Source organism: Comamonas sp. JC664, from assembly GCF_042647185.1.
In genome coordinates this window covers 1-19488 of the sequence record NZ_JBHRUZ010000033.1, presented here as the reverse complement: position 1 = coordinate 19488, position 19488 = coordinate 1, and the positions used below count along the sequence as shown (strand labels likewise).

At 65.7% G+C, this 19488-nt stretch carries 28 protein-coding genes and 7 pseudogenes; 21 read left to right on the top strand and 14 right to left on the bottom strand.

Annotated features, from left to right (window positions below):
- Positions 1–8: 8 nt before the first annotated feature.
- From ACFODQ_RS04990 to ACFODQ_RS04980, 3 genes are read right to left on the bottom strand one after another with little or no spacing between them, the layout of a single operon-like run.
- A complete protein-coding gene (locus ACFODQ_RS04990; RefSeq protein ID WP_377015464.1) occupies positions 9–173 on the bottom strand; it encodes a hypothetical protein in 165 nt (54 codons plus the stop codon).
- A complete protein-coding gene (locus tag ACFODQ_RS04985; protein WP_377015462.1) occupies positions 170–622 on the bottom strand; it encodes a LysR substrate-binding domain-containing protein in 453 nt (150 codons plus the stop codon). The genes ACFODQ_RS04990 and ACFODQ_RS04985 overlap by 4 nt, the downstream gene beginning before the upstream one ends.
- On the bottom strand, positions 598–837 hold the full coding sequence (locus tag ACFODQ_RS04980) for a LysR family transcriptional regulator (protein WP_377015460.1): 240 nt from the start codon (positions 835–837) through the stop codon (positions 598–600). The genes ACFODQ_RS04985 and ACFODQ_RS04980 overlap by 25 nt, the downstream gene beginning before the upstream one ends.
- A 504-nt stretch (positions 838–1341) precedes the next feature.
- Here ACFODQ_RS04980 and ACFODQ_RS04975 point away from each other — a divergent pair.
- The 8 genes and pseudogenes from ACFODQ_RS04975 (at position 1342) to ACFODQ_RS04940 (ending at position 6047) form a co-directional block, all read left to right on the top strand.
- Positions 1342–1548, top strand: coding sequence for a hypothetical protein (locus ACFODQ_RS04975; protein ID WP_377015458.1), 207 nt, complete (start codon positions 1342–1344; stop codon positions 1546–1548).
- A complete protein-coding gene (locus tag ACFODQ_RS04970; protein ID WP_377015456.1) occupies positions 1532–2353 on the top strand; it encodes an MFS transporter in 822 nt (273 codons plus the stop codon). Before ACFODQ_RS04975 ends, ACFODQ_RS04970 begins: the two co-directional genes overlap by 17 nt.
- The gene (locus ACFODQ_RS04965) at positions 2290–2541 is read left to right on the top strand and encodes a hypothetical protein (RefSeq protein ID WP_377015455.1); all 252 of its coding nucleotides are present in this window, start codon (positions 2290–2292) and stop codon (positions 2539–2541) included. Before ACFODQ_RS04970 ends, ACFODQ_RS04965 begins: the two co-directional genes overlap by 64 nt.
- A 24-nt stretch (positions 2542–2565) precedes the next feature.
- A complete protein-coding gene (gene rhmD, locus ACFODQ_RS04960) occupies positions 2566–3711 on the top strand; it encodes an L-rhamnonate dehydratase (RefSeq protein ID WP_377015454.1) in 1146 nt (381 codons plus the stop codon).
- 97 nt (positions 3712–3808) lie between these two features.
- A pseudogene (locus tag ACFODQ_RS04955) lies at positions 3809–4607 on the top strand (HpcH/HpaI aldolase/citrate lyase family protein).
- Between the two features lie 137 nt (positions 4608–4744).
- Positions 4745–5083 carry an aldehyde dehydrogenase family protein gene (locus ACFODQ_RS04950; RefSeq protein ID WP_377015453.1) on the top strand — a complete coding sequence of 113 codons (339 nt, stop codon included), beginning with the start codon at positions 4745–4747 and terminating at the stop codon, positions 5081–5083.
- A gap of 142 nt (positions 5084–5225) precedes the next feature.
- Positions 5226–5504 carry an aldehyde dehydrogenase family protein gene (locus tag ACFODQ_RS04945; RefSeq protein ID WP_377015468.1) on the top strand — a complete coding sequence of 93 codons (279 nt, stop codon included), beginning with the start codon at positions 5226–5228 and terminating at the stop codon, positions 5502–5504.
- A gap of 207 nt (positions 5505–5711) precedes the next feature.
- On the top strand, positions 5712–6047 hold the full coding sequence (locus ACFODQ_RS04940) for an aldehyde dehydrogenase family protein (RefSeq protein ID WP_377015451.1): 336 nt from the start codon (positions 5712–5714) through the stop codon (positions 6045–6047).
- A gap of 125 nt (positions 6048–6172) precedes the next feature.
- Here ACFODQ_RS04940 and ACFODQ_RS04935 read toward each other — a convergent pair whose 3' ends face one another.
- Complete coding sequence (locus tag ACFODQ_RS04935) at positions 6173–6745, bottom strand: TetR/AcrR family transcriptional regulator (RefSeq protein ID WP_377015449.1); 573 nt, start codon at positions 6743–6745, stop codon at positions 6173–6175.
- An 88-nt stretch (positions 6746–6833) separates the two neighbouring features.
- Here ACFODQ_RS04935 and ACFODQ_RS04930 point away from each other — a divergent pair.
- Positions 6834–8115: pseudogene (locus tag ACFODQ_RS04930) on the top strand (MFS transporter).
- A 25-nt stretch (positions 8116–8140) separates the two neighbouring features.
- Here ACFODQ_RS04930 and ACFODQ_RS04925 read toward each other — a convergent pair.
- The 4 genes and pseudogenes from ACFODQ_RS04925 to ACFODQ_RS04910 all read right to left on the bottom strand — a co-directional run.
- Positions 8141–9153 (bottom strand): annotated as a pseudogene (locus ACFODQ_RS04925) (Bug family tripartite tricarboxylate transporter substrate binding protein).
- Positions 9150–10022: a zinc-binding dehydrogenase gene (locus ACFODQ_RS04920; protein WP_377015447.1), complete on the bottom strand. Its 873-nt coding sequence runs from the start codon at positions 10020–10022 to the stop codon at positions 9150–9152. Before ACFODQ_RS04920 ends, ACFODQ_RS04925 begins: the two are co-directional and overlap by 4 nt.
- Positions 10019–11225, bottom strand: a pseudogene (locus tag ACFODQ_RS04915) (CaiB/BaiF CoA transferase family protein); the annotation flags it as partial. The gene ACFODQ_RS04920 and the pseudogene ACFODQ_RS04915, both read right to left, overlap by 4 nt.
- A pseudogene (locus ACFODQ_RS04910) lies at positions 11168–11293 on the bottom strand (CoA transferase); the annotation flags it as partial. The pseudogenes ACFODQ_RS04915 and ACFODQ_RS04910, both read right to left, overlap by 58 nt.
- A 220-nt stretch (positions 11294–11513) precedes the next feature.
- On the opposite strand from ACFODQ_RS04910, the gene ACFODQ_RS04905 reads away from it, so the two are divergent.
- Both ACFODQ_RS04905 and ACFODQ_RS04900 read left to right on the top strand, forming a co-directional pair.
- Entirely contained in the window at positions 11514–11684 is a 171-nt protein-coding gene (locus ACFODQ_RS04905) for a LysR family transcriptional regulator (protein ID WP_377015445.1), read from the top strand.
- Positions 11675–12435: pseudogene (locus ACFODQ_RS04900) on the top strand (substrate binding domain-containing protein). Before ACFODQ_RS04905 ends, ACFODQ_RS04900 begins: the two are co-directional and overlap by 10 nt.
- Before the next feature lie 34 nt (positions 12436–12469).
- Here the strand turns inward: ACFODQ_RS04900 and ACFODQ_RS04895 are convergent.
- The 6 genes from ACFODQ_RS04895 to ACFODQ_RS04870 form a co-directional block, all read right to left on the bottom strand.
- Complete coding sequence (locus ACFODQ_RS04895; RefSeq protein ID WP_116927013.1) at positions 12470–12799, bottom strand: hypothetical protein; 330 nt, start codon at positions 12797–12799, stop codon at positions 12470–12472.
- 134 nt (positions 12800–12933) lie between these two features.
- Positions 12934–13191: an IPTL-CTERM sorting domain-containing protein gene (locus tag ACFODQ_RS04890; protein ID WP_377015442.1), complete on the bottom strand. Its 258-nt coding sequence runs from the start codon at positions 13189–13191 to the stop codon at positions 12934–12936.
- On the bottom strand, positions 13145–13888 hold the full coding sequence (locus tag ACFODQ_RS04885) for a hypothetical protein (protein WP_377015440.1): 744 nt from the start codon (positions 13886–13888) through the stop codon (positions 13145–13147). The genes ACFODQ_RS04890 and ACFODQ_RS04885 overlap by 47 nt, the downstream gene beginning before the upstream one ends.
- A gap of 10 nt (positions 13889–13898) precedes the next feature.
- The gene (locus ACFODQ_RS04880; protein WP_377015438.1) at positions 13899–14873 is read right to left on the bottom strand and encodes a hypothetical protein; all 975 of its coding nucleotides are present in this window, start codon (positions 14871–14873) and stop codon (positions 13899–13901) included.
- Between the two features lie 153 nt (positions 14874–15026).
- Positions 15027–15416, bottom strand: a complete 390-nt coding sequence (locus tag ACFODQ_RS04875; protein WP_377015436.1) for a hypothetical protein — start codon at positions 15414–15416, stop codon at positions 15027–15029.
- 601 nt (positions 15417–16017) lie between these two features.
- Positions 16018–16140: a hypothetical protein gene (locus ACFODQ_RS04870; protein WP_377015434.1), complete on the bottom strand. Its 123-nt coding sequence runs from the start codon at positions 16138–16140 to the stop codon at positions 16018–16020.
- A 30-nt stretch (positions 16141–16170) separates the two neighbouring features.
- On the opposite strand from ACFODQ_RS04870, the gene ACFODQ_RS04865 reads away from it, so the two are divergent.
- From ACFODQ_RS04865 to ACFODQ_RS04820, 10 genes and pseudogenes are all read left to right on the top strand, one after another.
- Positions 16171–16272, top strand: coding sequence for a sigma factor-like helix-turn-helix DNA-binding protein (locus tag ACFODQ_RS04865; protein WP_377015432.1), 102 nt, complete (start codon positions 16171–16173; stop codon positions 16270–16272).
- Positions 16269–16349 (top strand): annotated as a pseudogene (locus tag ACFODQ_RS04860) (hypothetical protein); the annotation flags it as partial. The gene ACFODQ_RS04865 and the pseudogene ACFODQ_RS04860, both read left to right, overlap by 4 nt.
- 184 nt (positions 16350–16533) lie before the next feature.
- The gene (locus ACFODQ_RS04855; protein WP_377015470.1) at positions 16534–16761 is read left to right on the top strand and encodes a hypothetical protein; all 228 of its coding nucleotides are present in this window, start codon (positions 16534–16536) and stop codon (positions 16759–16761) included.
- Positions 16762–16857: 96 nt separating this feature from the next.
- On the top strand, positions 16858–17244 hold the full coding sequence (locus ACFODQ_RS04850; RefSeq protein ID WP_377015430.1) for a hypothetical protein: 387 nt from the start codon (positions 16858–16860) through the stop codon (positions 17242–17244).
- Positions 17245–17407: 163 nt separating this feature from the next.
- Positions 17408–17563: a hypothetical protein gene (locus ACFODQ_RS04845; RefSeq protein WP_377015428.1), complete on the top strand. Its 156-nt coding sequence runs from the start codon at positions 17408–17410 to the stop codon at positions 17561–17563.
- A gap of 136 nt (positions 17564–17699) precedes the next feature.
- Positions 17700–17870 (top strand): hypothetical protein, encoded by a 171-nt coding sequence (locus tag ACFODQ_RS04840; RefSeq protein WP_377015426.1) that lies wholly within the window; start codon positions 17700–17702, stop codon positions 17868–17870.
- A gap of 126 nt (positions 17871–17996) precedes the next feature.
- Entirely contained in the window at positions 17997–18281 is a 285-nt protein-coding gene (locus ACFODQ_RS04835; RefSeq protein WP_377015466.1) for a TonB-dependent receptor plug domain-containing protein, read from the top strand.
- 113 nt (positions 18282–18394) lie between these two features.
- A complete protein-coding gene (locus ACFODQ_RS04830) occupies positions 18395–18613 on the top strand; it encodes a hypothetical protein (protein WP_377015424.1) in 219 nt (72 codons plus the stop codon).
- Positions 18614–18700: 87 nt separating this feature from the next.
- Positions 18701–19165, top strand: coding sequence for a hypothetical protein (locus tag ACFODQ_RS04825; protein ID WP_377015422.1), 465 nt, complete (start codon positions 18701–18703; stop codon positions 19163–19165).
- Positions 19166–19169: 4 nt separating this feature from the next.
- Positions 19170–19340: a hypothetical protein gene (locus ACFODQ_RS04820; protein ID WP_377015420.1), complete on the top strand. Its 171-nt coding sequence runs from the start codon at positions 19170–19172 to the stop codon at positions 19338–19340.
- Positions 19341–19488 lie beyond the last annotated feature (148 nt).

The following is a 19488-nucleotide window of genomic DNA, read 5'->3' as shown; positions in this document are numbered from 1 at the left end:
AGCAGCGTTCAAGCCGCCAGGCGCCTGGCCTGCGCGCGCAGCAGATCCATAAAGTTCTGCTGCTCCTGCGAGGCCTCCTGGTCCTTGCGCGTCAGCATGCCAAACGGGGCCATCGGTATATCGATCTGCACTGGCAAGGTCTTGACCAGGCCATGCGCAAGATAGTCCTTCAAGGCCCGAGTCCGACAGCAGCATCACCGCGTCCGTCAGCTGCACCAACTGCTGCATCGAGTAGACGGAGCTGCACTCGGTGACATCGGCCGGCACCGGCAGCTCCAGGCTGTGCAGCAGCTGGTCCAGCGCGATGCGTGCGGAGTGCTGGCCGGCTGCAAGATCCAGGCCAGTCGCGCACCAGCTCCTCCCAGCTCAGCTTGCGGCGCCGCGCCAGCACATGGCCGCTGCGCACCACCACCAGCAAGCGCTCGTTGCCCAGCGCCTCAAAGTCATAGGCCTCGCTGTCGCCGGCAATGCGGCGGCGGGCAATGGCCAGGTCAATGCGGCGCTGGTCCAGCAGGCGCAGCACCTGGTCGCTGGTATCGCCCATGATGCGCAGGCGTAGCTGCGGGCTCTGCGCTTTCATTTGGGCCACGGCCGTCATCACCAGGTCGGGCGCTGCCCCCATGATGGTGCGATCGCCAGGTAGCCATAGCCGCCTTGGCGGCGCACCGCCAGGTCTTCGGCGCAGCGGTCCAGGCTGTTGAGCGAGGCCTCGGCAAAGCGCACCAGCTGCAGGCCCAGCGCGGTAGGGCGCATGCCGCGCGGCAGGCGCTCAAATAGCTGGCAGCCAAACATGTCTTCGATCTCGCGCAGCATGCGCGTGGCAGCGGGCTGCGACATCGCCAGCTGATCGATGCGCGGTGCAGATTGAGGCTCGATCCCAGCGCCACCAGCATGTGCAGGTGCTTGTAGCGCAGGCGGTTGAGCAGGCTGCGCTGCAGCGGTGGCGCGGCCGTTAAAGCAGGTTTTACAGACATAAATAAAAAGTATCGGATATGACTGAAATTTGATTTGTTAGGCATCAATCATGCGCGTACATTCAGCTCCACACAAGAACGAATGACCTTTCAGGAGACAAACATGAACGCCTTCGCGCACACTTTTTTCAGACCCCCGCCTCACGACGGCGCTAGCGCAAGCCGCGCCCCATCGGCGCTGGCTTGCCAGCGCCGCCTTCTCCTTTCTCGCTCCCGCAGCGCCCGCCATTTGGCCGGCGTTCAGCCGCGCATTGTCTTTAAGGATTTGTCGTGAAAAAACTCCCCGCTCCCTGCTCGCCAAGATTTCCTGGCGCCTGCTGCCCTTCTTGCTGCTGATGTACATCATGCCTTTCTGGACCGGGCCAATGTGGGCTTTGCCAAGGTGGCCTTCCAGGCCGATACCGGCATCAGCGACGCCGCCTTCGCGTTTGGCGCTGGCGTGTTCTTTGTCGGTTATGCCCTCTTCGAAGTGCCCAGCAATCTGATCATGCACCGCATCGGCGCGCGCATCTGGATGTGCCGCATCATGGTCACCTGGGGCCTGGTGTCGGCCCGCGATGATGTTTGCCCATAACGAGACCACCTTCTATGTGCTGCGCTTCCTGCTGGGCGTGGCCGAGGCGGGCTTCTTCCCCGGCGTCATCCTGTACCTCACCTACTGGTTCCCGGCCGCGCACCGGGCGCAGGCCATGGGCTTTTTCTACTTCGGCGCGCCGCTGGCCTTTATCTTTGGCAGCCCCTTGTCGGGCCTGCTGCTGGAGCTCGATGGCATGGGTGGCTGGCATGGCTGGCAATGGCTGTTTGCGGTCGAAGGCCTGATGGCCGTGGCCGTCGGTATCTGGTCGTATTTCTACCTCACCAACCGCCCGGCCGATGCCCAGTGGCTGACGGCCGACGAGCGCCGCCAGGTGCAGGACATCATCGACAGCGAAGAGCGCGCCAAGGGCGGTCACCAGCACAGCCTGCTCGCTGCCATGTGCCAGCCGCGCGTGCTGTACCTGGCCCTCGTGTATCTGCTGATCCAGGCCAGCGTCTACGGCGTGGTGTTCTACCTGCCCAGCCAGGTGGCAGGCCTCTTGGCACCAAGGTGGGTCTGCAAGTCGGCCTGGTCTCGGCCATCCCCTGGCTCTGCGCACTGTTGGCCGCCTGGTGGGTGCCCGGCTTTGCCCAGCGCAGCCAAAAACCCCGCAGTGTGGCCAGCAATGACCTTGCTCGTCGCCGCCATCGGCATGGCCGCATCGGTGAGTTTTTCCAGCCCGCTGCTGGGTGTTGCCGCGCTGTGCTTTGCGGCGGCCGGCTTTATCGCGGTGCAGCGGTGTTCTGGACCTTTCCAGCCAACACGCTGGCAGGTGCTGCCGCAGCGGGCGGCATTGCGCTGATCAATTCGCTGGGTGCGGTTGGCGGCTTTGTCGCCCCCATCGTCAAGAACTGGGCCGAAGGCCATTTCCACTCACCCGCCGCAGGCCTGTACCTGCTGGCAGGCACAACGGTACTGGCAGCGTTGCTGGTGCTGGGCATCCGGGCCCGCATGGCGCCCGCTGCGCTGCAGCCCCGGGCCGCTGCCTAAATTGCATAAGGAGCAAACACCACCATGAGCCAGATCCCCACCATCAAGCAAGTGCGCGCCTATACCCTCAAAGGGGGCGGTGCCGACTACCACGACCAGGCCGATGGCCACTGGATCGACGACCACATCGCCACCGCCAATGGCCAAGTACCCCGAGTACCGCCAGAGCCGCCGCAGCTTTGGCATCAATGTGCTGGGCACCCTGGTGGTCGAGATCGAGGACAGCGCAGGCAATGTCGGCTTTGCCGTCACCACCGGGCGGCGAGCCCGCAGCCTATATCGTCGAGAAGCACCTGGCACGCTTTCTGGAAGGCGCAAGGTCACCGACATCGAGCGCATCTGGACCAGATGTACTGGTCCACCTTGTACTACGGCCGCAAGGGCATTGTCATCAACACCATCTCCGGCGTGGACCTGGCGCTGTGGGATTTGCTGGGCAAGGTGCGCGGCGAGCCGGTGCACCAGCTGCTGGGCGGCGCGGTGCGCGATGAGCTGCAGTTCTACGCCACCGGCGCGCGCCCCGATCTGGCGCAGAAGATGGGCTTTATCGGCGGCAAGATGCCCCTGCACTATGGCCCGGCCGAAGGCGAGGAAGGCCTGCGCCGCAACCTGGAGGAGCTGGCCACGATGCGCGAGCGCGTGGGCCCCGATTTCTGGCTGATGCTGGACTGCTGGATGAGCCTGGACCTGAACTACGCCACCCGCCTGGCCCAGGGTGCCCAGGCCCACGGCCTGAATGGATTGAAGAGGCACTGCCGCCCGATGACTACTGGGGCTATGCGGCCCTCAAGAAGAACGTGCCCACCGCATGCTGGTGACCACCGCGAGCATGAGGCCACACGCTGGGGCTTTCGCCAGCTGCTGGAGATGGGTTGCTGCGACATCATCCAGCCCGATGTCGGCTGGTGCGGCGGAATCACCGAGCTCTTGAAGATCTCGGCACTGGCCGATGCCCACCAGGCGCTGGTGATTCCGCATGGCTCCAGCGTCTACAGCTACCACTTTGTGGCCACGCGCCACAACAGCCCCTTTGCCGAGTTTTTGATGATGGCGCCAAGGCCGACGAGGTTGTGCCGATGTTCCACCCGCAGCTGCTGGGCGAGCCGGTGCCTGTGCAAGGCCGCATGCGCCTGTCGGCACTGGACAAGCCCGGCTTTGGTGTGGAGCTGAACCCGGCTTGCGAACTGCACCGTCCCTACACGCATTGATTACCCATTGATCACACACCGGTGGGCCAACGCTGATTGCCCACCCAGGAGACCTATCCATGGATTTGCCATTGAACCCTTTCAAGGCCGCGCTGCGCCGCAGCGAGCCGCTCTACGGTATCTGGGCCGGTTTTGCCACGCCCTATGCGGCCGAGATCATCGCCACCACCGGCTACGATTGGATGCTGGTGGATGGCGAGCATGCGCCCAACACCGTGCCGACGCTGCTGGCGCAGCTGCAGGCGGTGGCACCCTATGCCACGCACCCGGTGGTGCGGGCGGTGCATGGCGATGCGGTGCTGATCAAGCAGCTGCTGGACGCTGGCGTGCAGACCCTGATGGTGCCGATGGTCGAGACGGCTGAGCAGGCCCGCGCGCTGGTGCAGGCGATGCGCTACCGCCGCATGGTATCCGGGGTGTGGGTGGGGGCCTGACCCGCGCCACGCGCTGGGATGCGGTGCCCGACTACATCCGCACTGCGCATGAGCAGCTCTGCCTCATCGTGCAGATCGAGTCGCGCCTGGGCGTGGAGAATGCGGCGGAGATTGCGGCCGTCGATGGCGTCGATGCCGTCTTCATCGGCCGGCAGACCTGTCCACCGGCATGGGCCATGCGGGCGATGCCAGCCAGCCCGAGTGCAGGACTGCATACGCCCGCACCATCGAGACCACCCTGGCCCATGGCAAGGCCTGCGGCATTCTGGCGCCGCGCGAAGAAGATGCGCGCCGCTACACCGACTGGGGCTGCCGCTTTGTGGCCGTCGCCATCGATATCAGCCTGATGCGCCAGGCCGCCGTGGCCAACCTGGCACGCTACCGCGCGCCCACCCAGCCCGCCATTGTCTCTACCACCTACTGAGGACGACCCCATGCAACCACCCCTGTTTTGCGCAATTACATTGCCGGTGCGTTCAGCGACAGCGCCGAGCTGCACGAGGTGCGCAACCCCGCCACGGGCGCGCTGCTGGCGCAGTCGCCGCTGTCAGCCCTGCCGATGTGGACCGCGCCATTGCAGCGGCACGCGGCGCGCAAAAAGCCTGGGCGCGCCGCCCGGCGATCGAGCGCGCGCAGTTCCTGCGCCGCATTGCCGCTCGCCTGCGCGAGAACGTGGCGCGCATTGCGCGCACCATCACCGAGGAGCAGGGCAAGGTGCTGGGCCTGGCCGAGGTGGAGGTGAACTTCACCGCCGACTACCTGGACTACATGGCCGAATGGGCGCGCCGCATTGAGGGCGAAGTCATCAGCAGCGACCGGGTCAACGAGCAGATCTTTCTGCTGCGCAAGCCGATGGGCGTGGTGGCGGGCATCCTGCCCTGGAACTCCCCTTCTTCCTGATCGCGCGCAAGATGGCGCCGGCGCTGCTCACCGGCAACACCATCGTCATCAAGCCCAGTGAAGAGACCCCCATCAACTGCCATGCCTTTACCGAGCTGCTGGCCCAGTGCGAGCTGCCCGCTGGCGTGTTTCAACGTGGTCTATGGCCAGGGCGGCACGGTGGTGCGCTGTCGGCCCATGCGGGCGTGGACATGATCAGCTTTACCGGCAGCGTGGGCACCGGCGAGCGCATTGCTGCCGCCGCTGCGCCCCATATCACCAAGCTCAACCTGGAGCTGGGTGGCAAGCCCCTGCCATTGTGCTGGCCGATGCCGACCTGGACCTGGCCGTCAAGGCCATCCGCGATTCGCGCATCATCAACACTGGCCAGGTCTGCAACTGTGCCGAGCGCGTCTATGTGCAAGCGCCAGGTGGCCGATGAATTTACCGCACGCATTGCCCAGGCGATGGCCGCGACCCGCTATGGCGACCCGATTGCGCAGACCGATGTGGAGATGGGACCGCTGATCAACCAGAAGGGCCTGGACAGCGTTGATGCGAAGGTGCGCCGTGCGCTGGCCGATGGTGCGCAGCTGGTCACTGGCGGGCAGGTCGCCGATCTGGGTGCCGGCTTTCACTACCAGCCACGGTGCTGGCGGGCTGCCGCGCCGACATGGAGATCATGCGCAAGGAAATCTTTGGCCCGGTGCTGCCGATCCAAGTGGTTGAGGACCTGGACGAGGCGATTGCGCTGGCCAACGACTGCGAATATGGCCTCACGTCCTCGCTCTACACCCGCGACCTGTCCAAAGCCATGCAGGCGATGCGCGAGATCGACTTTGGCGAGACCTACATCAACCGCGAGAACTTTGAGGCGATGCAAGGCTTCCATGCCGGCGTGCGCAAGTCGGGCGTGGGCGGCGCCGTTGGCAAGCATGGCCTCTACGAGTACACCCATAGCCATGTGGTGTACCTGCAGTCCTGATGGGGCTCTGCCGCTGAGGTGATGCAGCCTCCGCGATCCGCCTTAAAAGAAGGCCGCCAACCCAGGTGACCCGGGTTGGCGGCCTTTTGTTGTTGGCGTTGCGGCGATCGATCAGCGCTTGGCGCTCAGCCCTTCGACCACCGCGCGCACCTGCTGCAGTACCTCATCGGCCAGCGCTTGATCGGCCTTGACAACGCCGCGCGAGATGGCCATCGCGCCCACCAGTGCGGCGACCAGCGTGCTGGCCAGCGCCTGGCGTTGCTGCGGGTCACTGCTGGCCGGCAGGCGGCCTCGATGCCGGCGCGCAGCTCGGTAAAGCCATCGCGAAAGCTGCGGCTCACCGCCTCGCTCTGGCGCCCGGCATCGCAGGCGGTGGAGACCAGCGGGCAGCCCCGGGTCATGTCATCGCGCACTTTGGGGTTCAGGTAGCTGTCCAGGTAGGTGGCCATCGCGTGGTCGCTCCGCTCGCTGGCCTGCTTGACCCGGCCAAAGCCTTGCCCAAAACCATGCGCCAGCGCTTGGGCTGCCAGGTCCTGCTTGTCGCTGAAATGCTTGTACAGGGCGCCCTGCGTCAGGCCCGCCTGTTGGCATATATCGGCCACGCCGGTGCCGTCGATGCCGCGTTCCTTGAACAGGGCAGCGGCGGCATCGAGCAGTGCCTGGCGGTTCTGTTGCGCTTGTTCCTTGGTGACTTTCATCGCAAATACCCTGCTTGAAGCTGTGCTTGACAGTTTTTGATTGTGATCGCTATCATTGTAACTCCTCCGTCGATAACCTCCAAATAACATGCTCGCTTCCCGACTCGCCGTGCTGCTCCAGCGCCATGGCGTCCATTACGCCTGGGTGATTGCCGCCATCACCTTTTTGGCCATGCTGGTCACCTCGGCGGCGTTGGGCCTACCGGGGGTGCTGATGCAGCCGCTGGCCGTCGAGTTTGGCTGGAGCGTGCGTGACCTGTCCTCGGTGTTTGCGACCCGCTTTGCACTGTATGGCCTGCTCGGGCCCTTTGCCGCGGTCATTTTGCTGCGCTATGGCGTATCGCGCGTGGTGGCGCTGGCCGCAGCGGTGATTGCCGGCGCCTTGCTGCTGGGCCTCATCATGCGCAACCTGGGCCAGGCCTTTGTGCTGTGGGGCATTGTGCTGGGCATGGGCACGGGCCTGACGGCCATGGTGCTGGGCGCGACGGTGGCCAACCGCTGGTTTGTGCAGCGCAAGGGCCTGGTCATGGGTTTGCTGGCGGGCAGCAGTGCCACCGGCCAGCTGCTGTTCTTGCCCGCCGCCGCCTGGCTGATTGCGCAGTACGGCTGGCGCTGGGCGCTGCTGCCAGTCGTCGCGGCATCGGCCGTGGTGCTGGTGCTGGTGCTGCTGTTCATGCGCGACAGCCCGGCGCAAATGCGCTGAGCGCCTATGGCGCAGACCCCGCTGCCGCGCCCGTGGCCCCCGCGCCCCGCGCCAGCTGGAGCCTGCCGTTCAGCACCTTGGTTGCAGCTTCCAAAGTGCCGGCGTTCTGGATACTGGCGGGCACTTTCTTCATCTGCGGGCTCAGCACCAATGGGCTGATCCAGACCCACTTTGTCTCGCTCTGCGGTGACTATGGCCTGGGTCCGGTGCCAGCCGCCTCGGTGCTGGCGATGATGGGCATTTTTGACCTGGTGGGCACACCTTGTCGGGCTATCTGTCGGACGCTATGACAGCCGCAAGCTGCTGTTCTGGTACTACGGGCTGCGCGGGCTGTCGCTGTTCTGGCTGCCGTACTCCGAGTTCACGATCGCCGGCCTGTCGCTGTTTGCGGTGTTCTATGGCCTGGACTGGATTGCGACGGTACCGCCCACCGTCAAGCTGGTGGCCAGCGAGTTTGGCCCCGAGCGCGCAGCCCTGGTGTTTGGCTGGGTGTTTGCCGCCCACCAGCTGGGCGCGGGCCGTTGCTGCCTATGGCGCGGGCCTGGCACGCTCGGTGCTGTCGTCGTACTCGCCCGCGTTGTTTGTCGCAGGCGCCGCTTGCCTGGTGGCGGCAGCGGCGGTGTTGTGGGTGCGCAAGCCGGTGGTGGCCATGCGCGCCGTGGGCTGACCGGTCCAGCGCCGGGCGCCCTGGCTCAATCGGCCCTTGCGCCCGAGCGTTTCACAATCTCGGCCCATTTCTTTTCTTCGCTGCGCATATAGGCCAGAAACTCTTGCGGGCTCGAGCCCACCGGCTCGGCGCCCATGCGCTGGTACTGCGCGGCCACTTCGGGCTTGCGCAAGGCCTGCTGCGCGGCCTGGGCCAGTTTGCCCACGATCTCGGGCGGCGTGTTCTTCGGGGCCCAGAGGCCATACCAGGTGCTGGTGGCGTTAGTCGGCAATGCCCGATTCTGCATGGTCGGGATCTGCGGCAGCGAGCTCGAGCGCTTGGCGGTGGTGACCGCCAGCGCCTTGAGCTTGCCCGAGGTGATAAAGGGCATGGCCGAGGGCATGGAGTCAAACATCAGCTGGATCTGCCGCCCATCAGATCGGTGAGCGCCGGCGAGCTGCCCTTGTAGGGCACATGCTGCATCGCAATGCCTGTCTTGAGCTTGAACAGCTCGCCCGACAGGTGCTGTGACGAGGCATTGCCGGCCGAGCCAAAATTGATGCTGCCCTTGCTCTTTTTCAGGTAGGCCACCAGCTCCTGCACGTTCGACACCGGCAGCTCGCTGTTGACCACCAGCACCAGCGGCACATCGACGATCTGCGTGATCGGTGCGAAGTCGTTGAACGAGTCATACGGCACCTTGTCGTAGACCGAGGGGTTGATCACCTGCAGCGAGGCGTTCGCCAGCAAGGTGTAGCCATCGGGCTGGGCCTTGGCGACCTGGGCTGCGCCCACCATGCCGCTGGCGCGGGCTTGTTGTCGACAAAGATGGTCTGCTTGAGGCTCTCGCCCATCGAGATGGCGACGAGGCGCCCGACCAGGTCGGTGGGGCCGCCGGGCGGGTAGGGGATCACCAGCTTGATGGTTTGAGGCCGGGTAATCGGCCGCCGATGCCGTGTGGGCGGCGGGCAAGCCGCTGCCCAGCAGGGCCAGCCCTAAGCCGGTATGCAGCAGCGATTGCAGGGCCTGGCGGCGCTGCGCGGAGTGGCGTTGTGTCATGTCTTGTCTCCTTGTATTTGTAGGGCGACCTTGCCCAGCACCTCGCGGCTGTGCAGCGCGTCCAGCGCCTCGCACAGCTCGTCCATGGCATAGACCCGCGAGATGTCGGGATGGATGGCGTCGCGCTGGGCCATCTCCAACAGCGCGGCCATCATGGCCTGCATGGCTGCGGCATGGCGCTGGCGCTCGTTGGCGGGCGTCCAGCCGATGTACTGGCCATAGAAGAAGCCGTGGATCGTCAGGTTCTTGACCAGTGCGATATTCATCGGCACCTTGGGGATCGTGCCGCTGGCAAAGCCGATGATGACGATGCGCCCGTTCTGGGCCGTGCAGCGCAGCGCCTGCAGCAGCAGGTCACCGCCTACCGGGTCAAACACCAGGGTTGCGCCTTTGCCGCCCGTCACCGCCTTGACCTGCTCGATCAGGTGCTGCGGATCGACCGCATGCTGCGCGCCATGGCGCAAGGCGGCCTGGCGTTTGTCTTCGCTGCTGGCGCAGGCAATCACCTGCACACCGGGTACCTGGGCGGCCAGCTCCACGGCGGCCGCGCCCACGCCCGAGCCCGCGCCCAGCACCAGCAGGCTGTCGCCGCCCGCAGCGCCGCGCGCCAGTGCAAGGCGTGTACGCCGTGCCGTAGGAGATCGGCAGCGCCAGCGCGCGCAGTGGATCGAGCGCCGCCGGCACCGCATACACGGTGCTGGCCTGCACCTTGGCCTGCTGCGCATAGGCGCCCAGTCGCAGATAAACACGACCTGGTCGCCCACCCTTACATGGGCCACGGCGCTGCCGCATTGCAGCACCTGGCCCACGCCCTCGGTGCCCGGCACAAAGGGCAGCGGCGGGGTCTTTTGGTACTTGCCCTCGATCAAGAGGCCGGTGGCGTGGCTGAGGTGGCATGGTGCACGTCGATCAGCACTTCGTCAGGAGCCAAGGCGGTGGGGGGCGCGGTGGTCTGGACGGCGGTCACATCGCGGGGCAGCCGAAGCTGCGGCAGACAATGGCTTTCATGGCTGCAGCTCCTTTCACAGGCCCACGACCTGGCGGGCCGCCAGCGCGTCGATCTCATCTTGCGCCAGTCCCCAGGCTGCGCAGAATCTGCTGGCTGTCGGCAACCAATGCGCGGCGCGGGCAGCGGTGCATCGGGCCTGGCCGGCCAGGGGGTGGCTGCCATCAACACCTCGCCAAAATCGGGCTGCTGCACGGTCTTGAACGTGGCCAGGTGCCGGGCCTGCGGGTGCTGCACCACATCGGCCGCGCTATGCACCACCGCATGCAGCACGCTGTGCTGGTTGAACAGCGCGCGCAGCTCGGCCAGCGGGCGGCTGGCGACAGCGCAGGCCAGGTCGGCATGCAGCACCGCCTTGTGCTGCAGGCGCAGCGCATTGCTGGCAAAGCGCGGGTCGCTGTCCCAGTCGGCCAGCTCCAGCGCCTTGCCAATGCGCAGGAACTGCTCGTTGTTCAGCGCCAGAATCGTCAGGCGGCCATCGGCCGCATCAAAGATGCCATTGGGCGCGCTGACGGGCGGCCTTGACGGTCTGGCCGCCCAGCACTTCTTCCGACAGCGCGGTTGATTGCAGCGCGCAGCAGACATTGAACAGGTTCAGCTCCACATGCTGGCCCTTGCCGGTCTTCAGGCGCTGCAGCAGCGCCGCCGTGCAGGCCTGCGCGGCATAAACGCCAGTGGCAATGTCGGCCAGCAAAAAGCCGATGCGCTGCGGCGCGCCCTGCGCAACGCGGTTGCTGTTCATCAGCCCGGTGTCGGCCTGCATCACCGAGTCAGTCGCCGGTTTGTCGGCAAAGGGGCCGTCCGCGCCATAGCCGCTGATCGACACATAGACCGGCTCCAGGCCCAGCGCCTGGAGCGCGGCAAAGTCCAGCCCCAGGCGCTCCACCACCTGCGGGCGAAAGTTCTGCACCACCACATCGGCGCTGCGCGCCAGCTGCAGGATCAGCGCCTTGCCTCGGGGTGCTTGGCATCGACTGCCAGGCTGTGCTTGCCGGCGTTGTAGGTGCTGGACAAGGTGCTGTGGCCATTGCGGGCTACGCCCACATGGCGGCCCCAGTCGCCCTGGGCGGGCTCGACCTTGATGAACCTCGGCCCCCTGGTGGGCCAGCAGCTGGGCGCAGTAGGGCCGGCCACGCCCTGGCTCAAATCCAGGACCTTGAAACCGGCGAGCGGGGTAAACCCCAGTGTTGACTCTGGCGTCACGTATTGTCTCCTTGCATGGCCCGGGCTATGCGACAGCAGCCCGGACGTTTGTTGTGAGACCCAATGTTAAAAACGCGAAGCCGCTTTGGGAACTGCCAAAGCACAGCCATCAGTGGTGATTCAGAATCAACAATCAAAAGGGAGGCCGGCCATGGACCTGAACCTGGTGCGTTTGTTTGTGGCGATTGCCGAGTCGCGCAACCTGAGCGATGCGGCCCAGCGCTCGGGCGTGACGCGCTCGAATGTGTCGCGCCGGCTGGCGCTGCTAGAGCGGCAGTTTGGCGCGCAGCTGCTGCGCCGTACCACGCGCATATGGAGCTGACCCAGGCTGGCCGCATCCAGCATGGCCAGTGCCTGCAGGCGCTCAATGCTCTGCAAAGCGCCCAGCTGCAGATCGACCAGATCCACCAGACCATCAGTGGCGAGATCCGCGTGCGCATCCCCACCGGCCTGGGACATTTCCACCTCAAGCCGCTGATCCTGGACTTTTGCCAGGCGCACCCCGATCTGCTGCTGCGTCTCGTTATCAACGACCAGATCCATGACCTGGTGGCCTCCAAGGTGGACCTGGCGATCCACATCACCTCGGCGCCGCTGGAAGACCATGTGGCCACGCGCGTCTGCGGCATCGAGTGGGGGCTGTTTGCCACCCCGGCGTATCTGCGGGCCCTGGGCCTGCGCTGCAAACCCCGCAGGACATCAAGCACGCCCGGCTGCTGGCGCCCCTCAATATCCACCACCGGCTGGAGTTTTGGCGGCACAGCGATGGCCTGCATGAACAGGTGCAGAGCACGCCCGTCGATCCAGTCGGGCGACTACCAGTTCTGTTCAACGCCGCGATGGCAGACCTGGGCGTGGTGCTGCTGCCCTACTATGCTGTGCGGGATGCCATCGCTCAAGGCAGCCTGGTGCAGGTGCTGGGCGGCTTTGGCGTCAAAGGCGTGGGCGATGCGCTCTACATCGTGCGTGCACCCAACCGCCAGCCATCGGCAGCGACCTTGGCGCTGATCGAGCTGCTGGTCTCATCGATCCAGCAGATGGCGCCTGGCTGGCGCCTGGGCACGGTGGCTTAAATCCGTTGAAACTGCCCATTGCTGGGGCGGACCACTACACGCCAGCGGCCAGGCTGTAGACCGTCAAGCCGCCGTCTTCGCGGTCACGCATCAGCAGGCCAGCCTGGGCCATTTCCTTGGCAACGCAGTAGATCGTCGCTGCGGGCAGTGGAGCCCCACTTTGCGCCAGGTGCAAGGAGATGTCTGCGCATTTGACCTTGGAGCGGCCCAGCTGGACGATGGCCTCCAGCACCCGCAGCCGCGCGGGCGTGGGCCGTATGCGCACAAGGCGGCTGCGCTTGAACCAGTGGGCAGCGGGCAGGGCGGGCGCTGCCTTGCGGAGTGCGTGGTCATTATTCATCTGCGCATGCTGGCATGGAAACATGGAGCCGGTTTGTCGGACTATGGCAGTTTGTGTCAATGCCGGTAGGCCGCCGGCCACTGCCGGTCGCAGCACAAGTCGGACACCCAGGGGCGCTGCGCCTGCGCCTCCTGGGTCTGGCTCCAGCGATCAAGCGCTTAGCCGATGCGCTGGCCGCGTGAGCGCATGCGCCAGGCGCCGATGACTGCGGTCAAGAGCGTCAGCAGTACGACGCTCCATTGCTGCAGGCTTGGGGACGGATTGACGCCGGCAGGCACTTCGGCGGCCGTCGTGGTGACGGTGGCGCTGGCCGTGCAGGGCTGTGCGGTGCCGCCGGTGCATTGGGCGGCAGGCTCGGCACTGCGCAGGCTAGCCTGGTTGGTCAGGCTGCTGCTGCCCGGCGCCCGTGGCTGCAACCTGGGCTTGGAGCACATAGGTCAAGCTGGCGCCTACCGGCAGGCTGGCAATGGTCTCATTGAGCGGGCCGCTGCCCGCTGCAGCTGGGCAGGCCACGCCGCTGGCCGTGCAGGTCCAGGCGCCCAGCACCACGTTGGCAGGGGCTGGGTCGGCCAGCACTGCTTGGGTGATGGCTACCGGGCCGGCATTGCTGGCGGTGATGGTGTAGACCAGGCAGTCACCGGGCCGCACCGCGTTGGTGGCATTGACGGTCTTGCTCAGGCCCAGGATGGGCAATCGGAGGCCGCCACGGTGCTCTGTGCCTGGCAGGGTGCAGCGGTCGGCGCGCTGGCAGGGGCGCACTGGGCTGTTGGCTCGCCCACCGCCAAGGAGGCGGTATTGACCAGGCTGGCGGGGGGCTGCGCGCTGACGGTGGTTGCTCAGCTGGATCACCACACTGTCACCGGCGGCGAGTGAGGCGACAGTCACATCCACTGCGCCGGTGCCGCTGGCGGGCACGCAGGGCGCAGCGCCGCTGTTGCTACAGGTCCAGTTGGCATTTTCCAGGCCGGCAGGCAAGGGGTCGGTGATATGGGCCTGGGTGACGGGCACCTGGCCGGCGTTGTGCGCGGTGATGGTGTAGTTCATCGGCTGGCCGGCATAGACCGTGCCGGTCGCCTGTGCGTCTTGCTCAGTTGCAGCAAGGGGTTGGGCCACAGATCGACCGTCACCGAGGCATTGCAGGGCTTGGCCTGGGTCGGGCCGTGGCCGGGTTGTAGCACAGCCATTCGGCATTGCTGGCCGCCACGCTGGCGGTGTTGCTGACCTGGTCCATGCGGGTGGCGATGCTGTCCACTGTGGCGACCACGGTGTAGACCAGGCTGGCATTGGCGCGCATGCTGGCGATGGTCTGGCTCAGCACCCCGCCCGCGGCGAGGCTGCCACTGGCTTGAGGGCAGACTGCGAGACTGCCGACGGGCGACTGGCAGCTCCAGGTGGCTGAGGCAAAGCCGGCGGGCAAGCTGTCAGACAGGGCAACGCCCGTCAGCTCGGCCGCGCTTCGTTCTTGACGGTCACCGTGTAGGTGGCGGTTTGCCCGGCATAGAGCGGGCCGGTCGCGTCCACGGTCTTGGTCACGCTGAGCAGCGGGCTGGTGGCCACCGATGCCGATGCGCTGCAAGGCGTGGGAAAGCCATCGCGGGCAGCGCAGCTGAGGGTGCTGGTGGCAGGCGGCTCGATGGTGGCCGTGTTGGTGATGACCGTGGCACCTGCGGGCAGCGGGTTGCTGAAGCGCGTATTGACGCGGAACACCAGGGCGCTGCCAGCGGGCAGGGTTGGCAAGACGGTTATCGAGCGGAAAGCCGCCCGTGGCGGGCACCGGGCAGACGGCTGCGCTGCCGGCGGGGCGGCTGCAGCTCCAGGTGCTGCCGGCCGTTTGCAGGCCATCGGGCAGGGTATCACGCAGGCGCGTGCCGCTGGCGTCGCGCGTGCTGGCATTGGTGACCGTGATGTTGTAGAACACGGGGGCGTTTGGCGCTGGCCAGACCGGTGTAGCACTGCCATCGTTGTTGACCGCATGCTTGGCCACCGACAGCGGCGGCGAGCACGAGGCCGTGCCACTCGACTGCACCAGCAGGCCCGAGGGGTCGCCCTGGTTGCCGACGACGACATAGATCGTGTTTGGCGCCGGTTCTAAAACCATGGTTGAGCACCACCGGTACATTGCCGCCGGCACCAAAGCCGCCAACGCCTAAACTGCTGCCGTTGTTGGTGTAATCAAATACCGCATCATTGACCAGAATGCGCTTGACCTGTTATCCACATACAGGCTCAGGCTCAGATTGAAACGTCGGGGTCAACGGACGGGTCCAGGCTGAATTGGTATTGGTAGACGTAATAGCTTCTGCCGTATTGCACACCGATCATTGGGCATTGCCAAACGGCGACTGCACCCAGCGCCATTGCCGGCGCCGGGGCGGTCTACCGGGCCTTGGGCATAGCTCAAGGCGGCAGCGGCGGCCGGCGTGGTGATATCGCCCAAGGCTGAGGCAATGGACCAATGCGCATCGAGGCTGCCAGCGCCAGCTTGGGGCTGTTGATGCTGTAGCCATTTGCTGCCGTCAATGCCGGTATTGAAGATGGCCGGGTCCGTGCTGCATGAAATAACAGGCGCAGTTTGGGCCTGGCCCACCAGGGGATGCAGAAGTGCTGCCACCGCACATCCCAGGCCCACATAATGGGCCATCGCTATTCTGAGCCTTTCATTGCATTCCTTTGTAAATAAGTTTATTCAATCCTGTTATGCATGGTAGTAGGATGAACAAGCGGCAGGAAATGCGGCAATGTCAACATCTTCAGGCTGGAGATTGTTTGACAATCTTTACGAATGCGGGCGATGCAGTTGATGCAGTGCAATGCTTGAGGTGCATCAAGGCAGCTGGTGGCTAAAGGGGGTGATGCGGGGAGGCCGGTCGGTGCAGGGCGCTCGCCGCAGACCGTCGCACAAGGGTCTCAGACCTTTGTGAAAAAAGAATCATTATCAATTATGATCTTGCGGTTGTTTGTGTTTCCTCAACGGCCCCGCCCATGCCACAGCACCCGCTCCACCCTGAGGTGGAGACTATTTTTCGCCAGCACCATGCATGGCTGCGTGGGCGCCTGATGCTGCGCGCATCCAGCCACAGCGAGGCGGAAGATGTGGCATCGGAGACCTTTTTGCAGTTGACCGAAAAGTGCTGCTCCACAGAGCGTGAGCTGCTGGATATCCGGCACCCGCGCGCTTTTTTGTCGACGGTGGCCAAACGCATCCTCATCAAGCTCAGGCAGCGCCAGGATCTGGAGGCGGCCTACCAGGACACGCTGCGCCACATGCCCGAGGCGGTGGCGCTGTCGCCCGAGACGCATGCCATGCTGGTCGAAGCCATCTGCCAGATCGACCGGGCGCTGGCCGCGCTGCCGCTGCCGGTCAAGACTGTGTTTCTGCTGTCGCGGCTGAAGGCATGCGCTACCCGCAGATTGCAGCGCACATGGGCATCTCGCAGGCCACCGTCGAGCGCCATATGCGGCGCGCGCTGCTGCAGTGCCTCAGCTGCGCGCCATGAGTGGTGCAGCCCTGCCCAGCGCCGCGTTGCGCGCCGCCGTGGATTGGCTGGTGCGCCATGAGGCGGAAACGATGAGCGCGGCCGACCACCAGGCTTTTGCGCACTGGCTGCAGCAGGGATGCGCAGCACCAGGCGGCCTGGCGCGCGTGGGCTCGGCGCTGGCCGAGCCGCTGACGGCGGTGCGCAGCCTGCAGGCCCATACCGACGGCCTGCATGCCCAGGCCGCCATGCAGGCGCTGTTTCCAGACCCGCCGCCGCCGCGTGCTGCGCGGCGCGTTAGCGCTGGGCGGTATCGGTGTGGCCACCGCGCTGGTCGCAGACCGGCTGACGCCGCTGGGCCAGTTGATGGCCGATTGGCACACCGGCACCGGCGAGCGGCGCGAGTTCACGCTGGCTGATGGCACCACCGTGCTGCTCGATGCCCGCTCTGCGTGGATGTGCGCGATGCCGCGGGCAGGCCCGCGCTGCAGCTGCGCGCCGGGGCCTTGATCGCCACACGGCGCTATGCCGGAGCCGCTCCATTGCAGATCCACACCCGCGATGGGATGGCGCTCTTCGACGCCGGCCGCATGATGGCCCGGGTACATGCGGAGCGCACGGACATGGTGGCCGCTGGAGCAGCGCCTGACGCTGCAGCCCCGCGAGGCGGCGCAGACCTTGCTGCATGCAGGGCAAGGCGCGCGCTTCAGCGCCCGGCAGCTCCAGCCCCTGGCGGGCAACGCGGTGCAGCGCGCGGCATGGCAGCAAGGCATGCTCGCCGTCGATGACTGGCCGCTGGCCGATGTGGCCCAGGCGCTGCAGGCCTATTTTTTCTGGCTATATCCGCGTGGCCCCTTCGGTGGCGGATCTGCGTGTGTTTGGCATCTTCAGGCTGGAGGTGGAGAGCTGCTGGGCACGCTGGGCCAGATGCTGCCGCTGCAGATCCAGCGTTGGGGGCCGTTGATCACGATTGGCGCGCAAGGTGGGCGCTGAAGGCAAAACCCCCTCTGTTGCGCGACCACATGCGCGCGACCCTATGCAAATTGATGAGGGGTTTTTCGGGTTCGGCGCACTGGTTAAGTAGTACCCAACGAAAAGGAACTTCTGCCGTGACCACTTCCGCCTCCAGCGCCGCCATGCCGGTGCTCCATCGACCGTGCGCAGCTGTGCTGAACGCTCGCCCCTCCATGTGCTGGCCTTGGCTGCCTTGCTGACCTCTGCGCTGGCCCCTGCCGCCAGCCGGGCTGCCGATGCGCCCCCAGCCGCTGCCGTGCAGCTCGACATTCCTGCGGGCAGCCTGCCGATACCCTGACCCGCATTGGCCAGCAGACCGGGCGCAGCATCGTTGCCGACCCCGCTGTGCTGCAAGGCCAGCGCAGTGCCGCGATCCAGGGCCACTGGACGGCAGAGCAGGCGGTGCGCAAGGCGCTGGAGGATCGGCGCTGCAGGTGCAGACCTTGAACGGTGGCGCGCTGCAGATCCGTAAGCCAACAACTCCGCAGCAACCGGTGGCAGAGGCCGCGCCCGCAGCAGCCGCTGCCACGCCTGCCGAGGCAGCGGCGGCACCTGCGTCACCTGCAGATGCCAGCCAACCAGCTGCCCACCGTGGTGGTGACTGACCAGCGTTCCGACAGCTCATTGATGCAGCCCACCCGCCAGGTCACGGTGATCGAGGGTGAGAGCTCGATGACCTGCGCGCCACCTCGGCCAATCTGAACAGCCTGCTGGCCAAGAGCGTGCCGGGCATGTCCGATTCGAGCCGCAACATGAGCGATTTCGGCATGACCTTGCGCGGCCGAAATGTGTTGGTGCTGGTCGATGGCATTCCGCTCAATACCAACCGCGACACGGCGCGCAATCTGGTCAATGTGGAGATGAGCCGCATCGAGCGGGTGGAGGTGCTGCGCGGCAGCAATGCGATCTACGGCAGTGGTGCAACAGGTGGCGTGATCTCGGTCACCACCCGCCCGGTCGGCGGCCAGCCGGTGGCGCGCACGACGCTGGGTTTTGACAGCGCGCTCTCGCGCTGAGCGGCGACGGCCTGGGCGGCCAGGTGGCAGCACTACCTGTCGGGCGCGGGTGAGGTGGTCGACTATGAGGGTCGATATCTCGGCCCGCCGCATGGGTGGCGCTTTTGATGGACATGGCGACCGCATTGCGCCCGATGCCAGCCAGGGGCGATCTGTTCGATTCAAACACCTACAGCCTGGGCGGCAAGATCGGCTTTCGCATCGATGGCAACCAGCGCATCCAGCTGGCGGCCAGCCAATTGCGTGCGCACCAGAAACCGAACTACGCCAACGACCCCAGCGTCAACCAGGCGCCGCTGGGTTCGTTGGCGGCCCCCGCGATCCGGGCCTGAAGCTGGCCGAGCAGAACCAGGTCGAGAACAGCCTGCTGAGCGCCAGTTTACGAACACAAAGACCTGGGCGGCAGCCTGCTGTGCGCGATGGTCTACGGCCGTGACAATTTCGTGCGCTTTGCGCCCTTTGATGCGCGCAGCAACAGCAACCGGGGCAACTTTGTCGACCAGGTGATGCAGAACAACAAGGTGTTTGGCGGGCGCCTGACCATCACCACGCCGATTGGCGACGACAAGCGCACCAAGCTGGTCTGGGGCGCAGACTACATCCAGGAGCGCAGCAATATGCCGCTGGACACCTTTGATGCCGCACCTACGACGCGAGCGGCGGCCTGGTTTTCCAGCCCACCGGGCAGCGCATCTACATGCCCTGGGTCACCGTCAAAAGCGCGGGCGCCTTTGGCCAGCTGCAGCACAGGTTCAACGACCAGTGGTCGGGCCGAAGGCGGCTTGCGCTATGAGAAATCGCAGGCCAGCTTTGCAGATTTTCAGCCGCTGTCGCAGTCGCGCCTGCCCAACCGGCCACCGTGGCCGGTGGCAAGGTCTGTATGACGCGGTGCTCTACAACCTGGGCCTGGCTTCAAGCCATGGAAGGACCATGAGTTCTACACCTCGTTCAGCCAGGGCTTTGACCTGCCCGATGTGGGCCCTGCAGCTGCGCAATGCCGGTGCCAAGTCGACATCAATGCGTCCTGATCTGGAGCCCGGTCAAGACCGACAACTATGAAATCGGCTGGCGCGGCACGTTCGGCAACACCATGGCGACCCTGGCGCTGTTCCAGTCACGCTCGGACCTGGGCGCTGTCCAATCTTTCAACAACGGCCTGCACCTGACCCGCACGCGCGAGCGCATCCGCGGCGTGGAGCTGACCGCC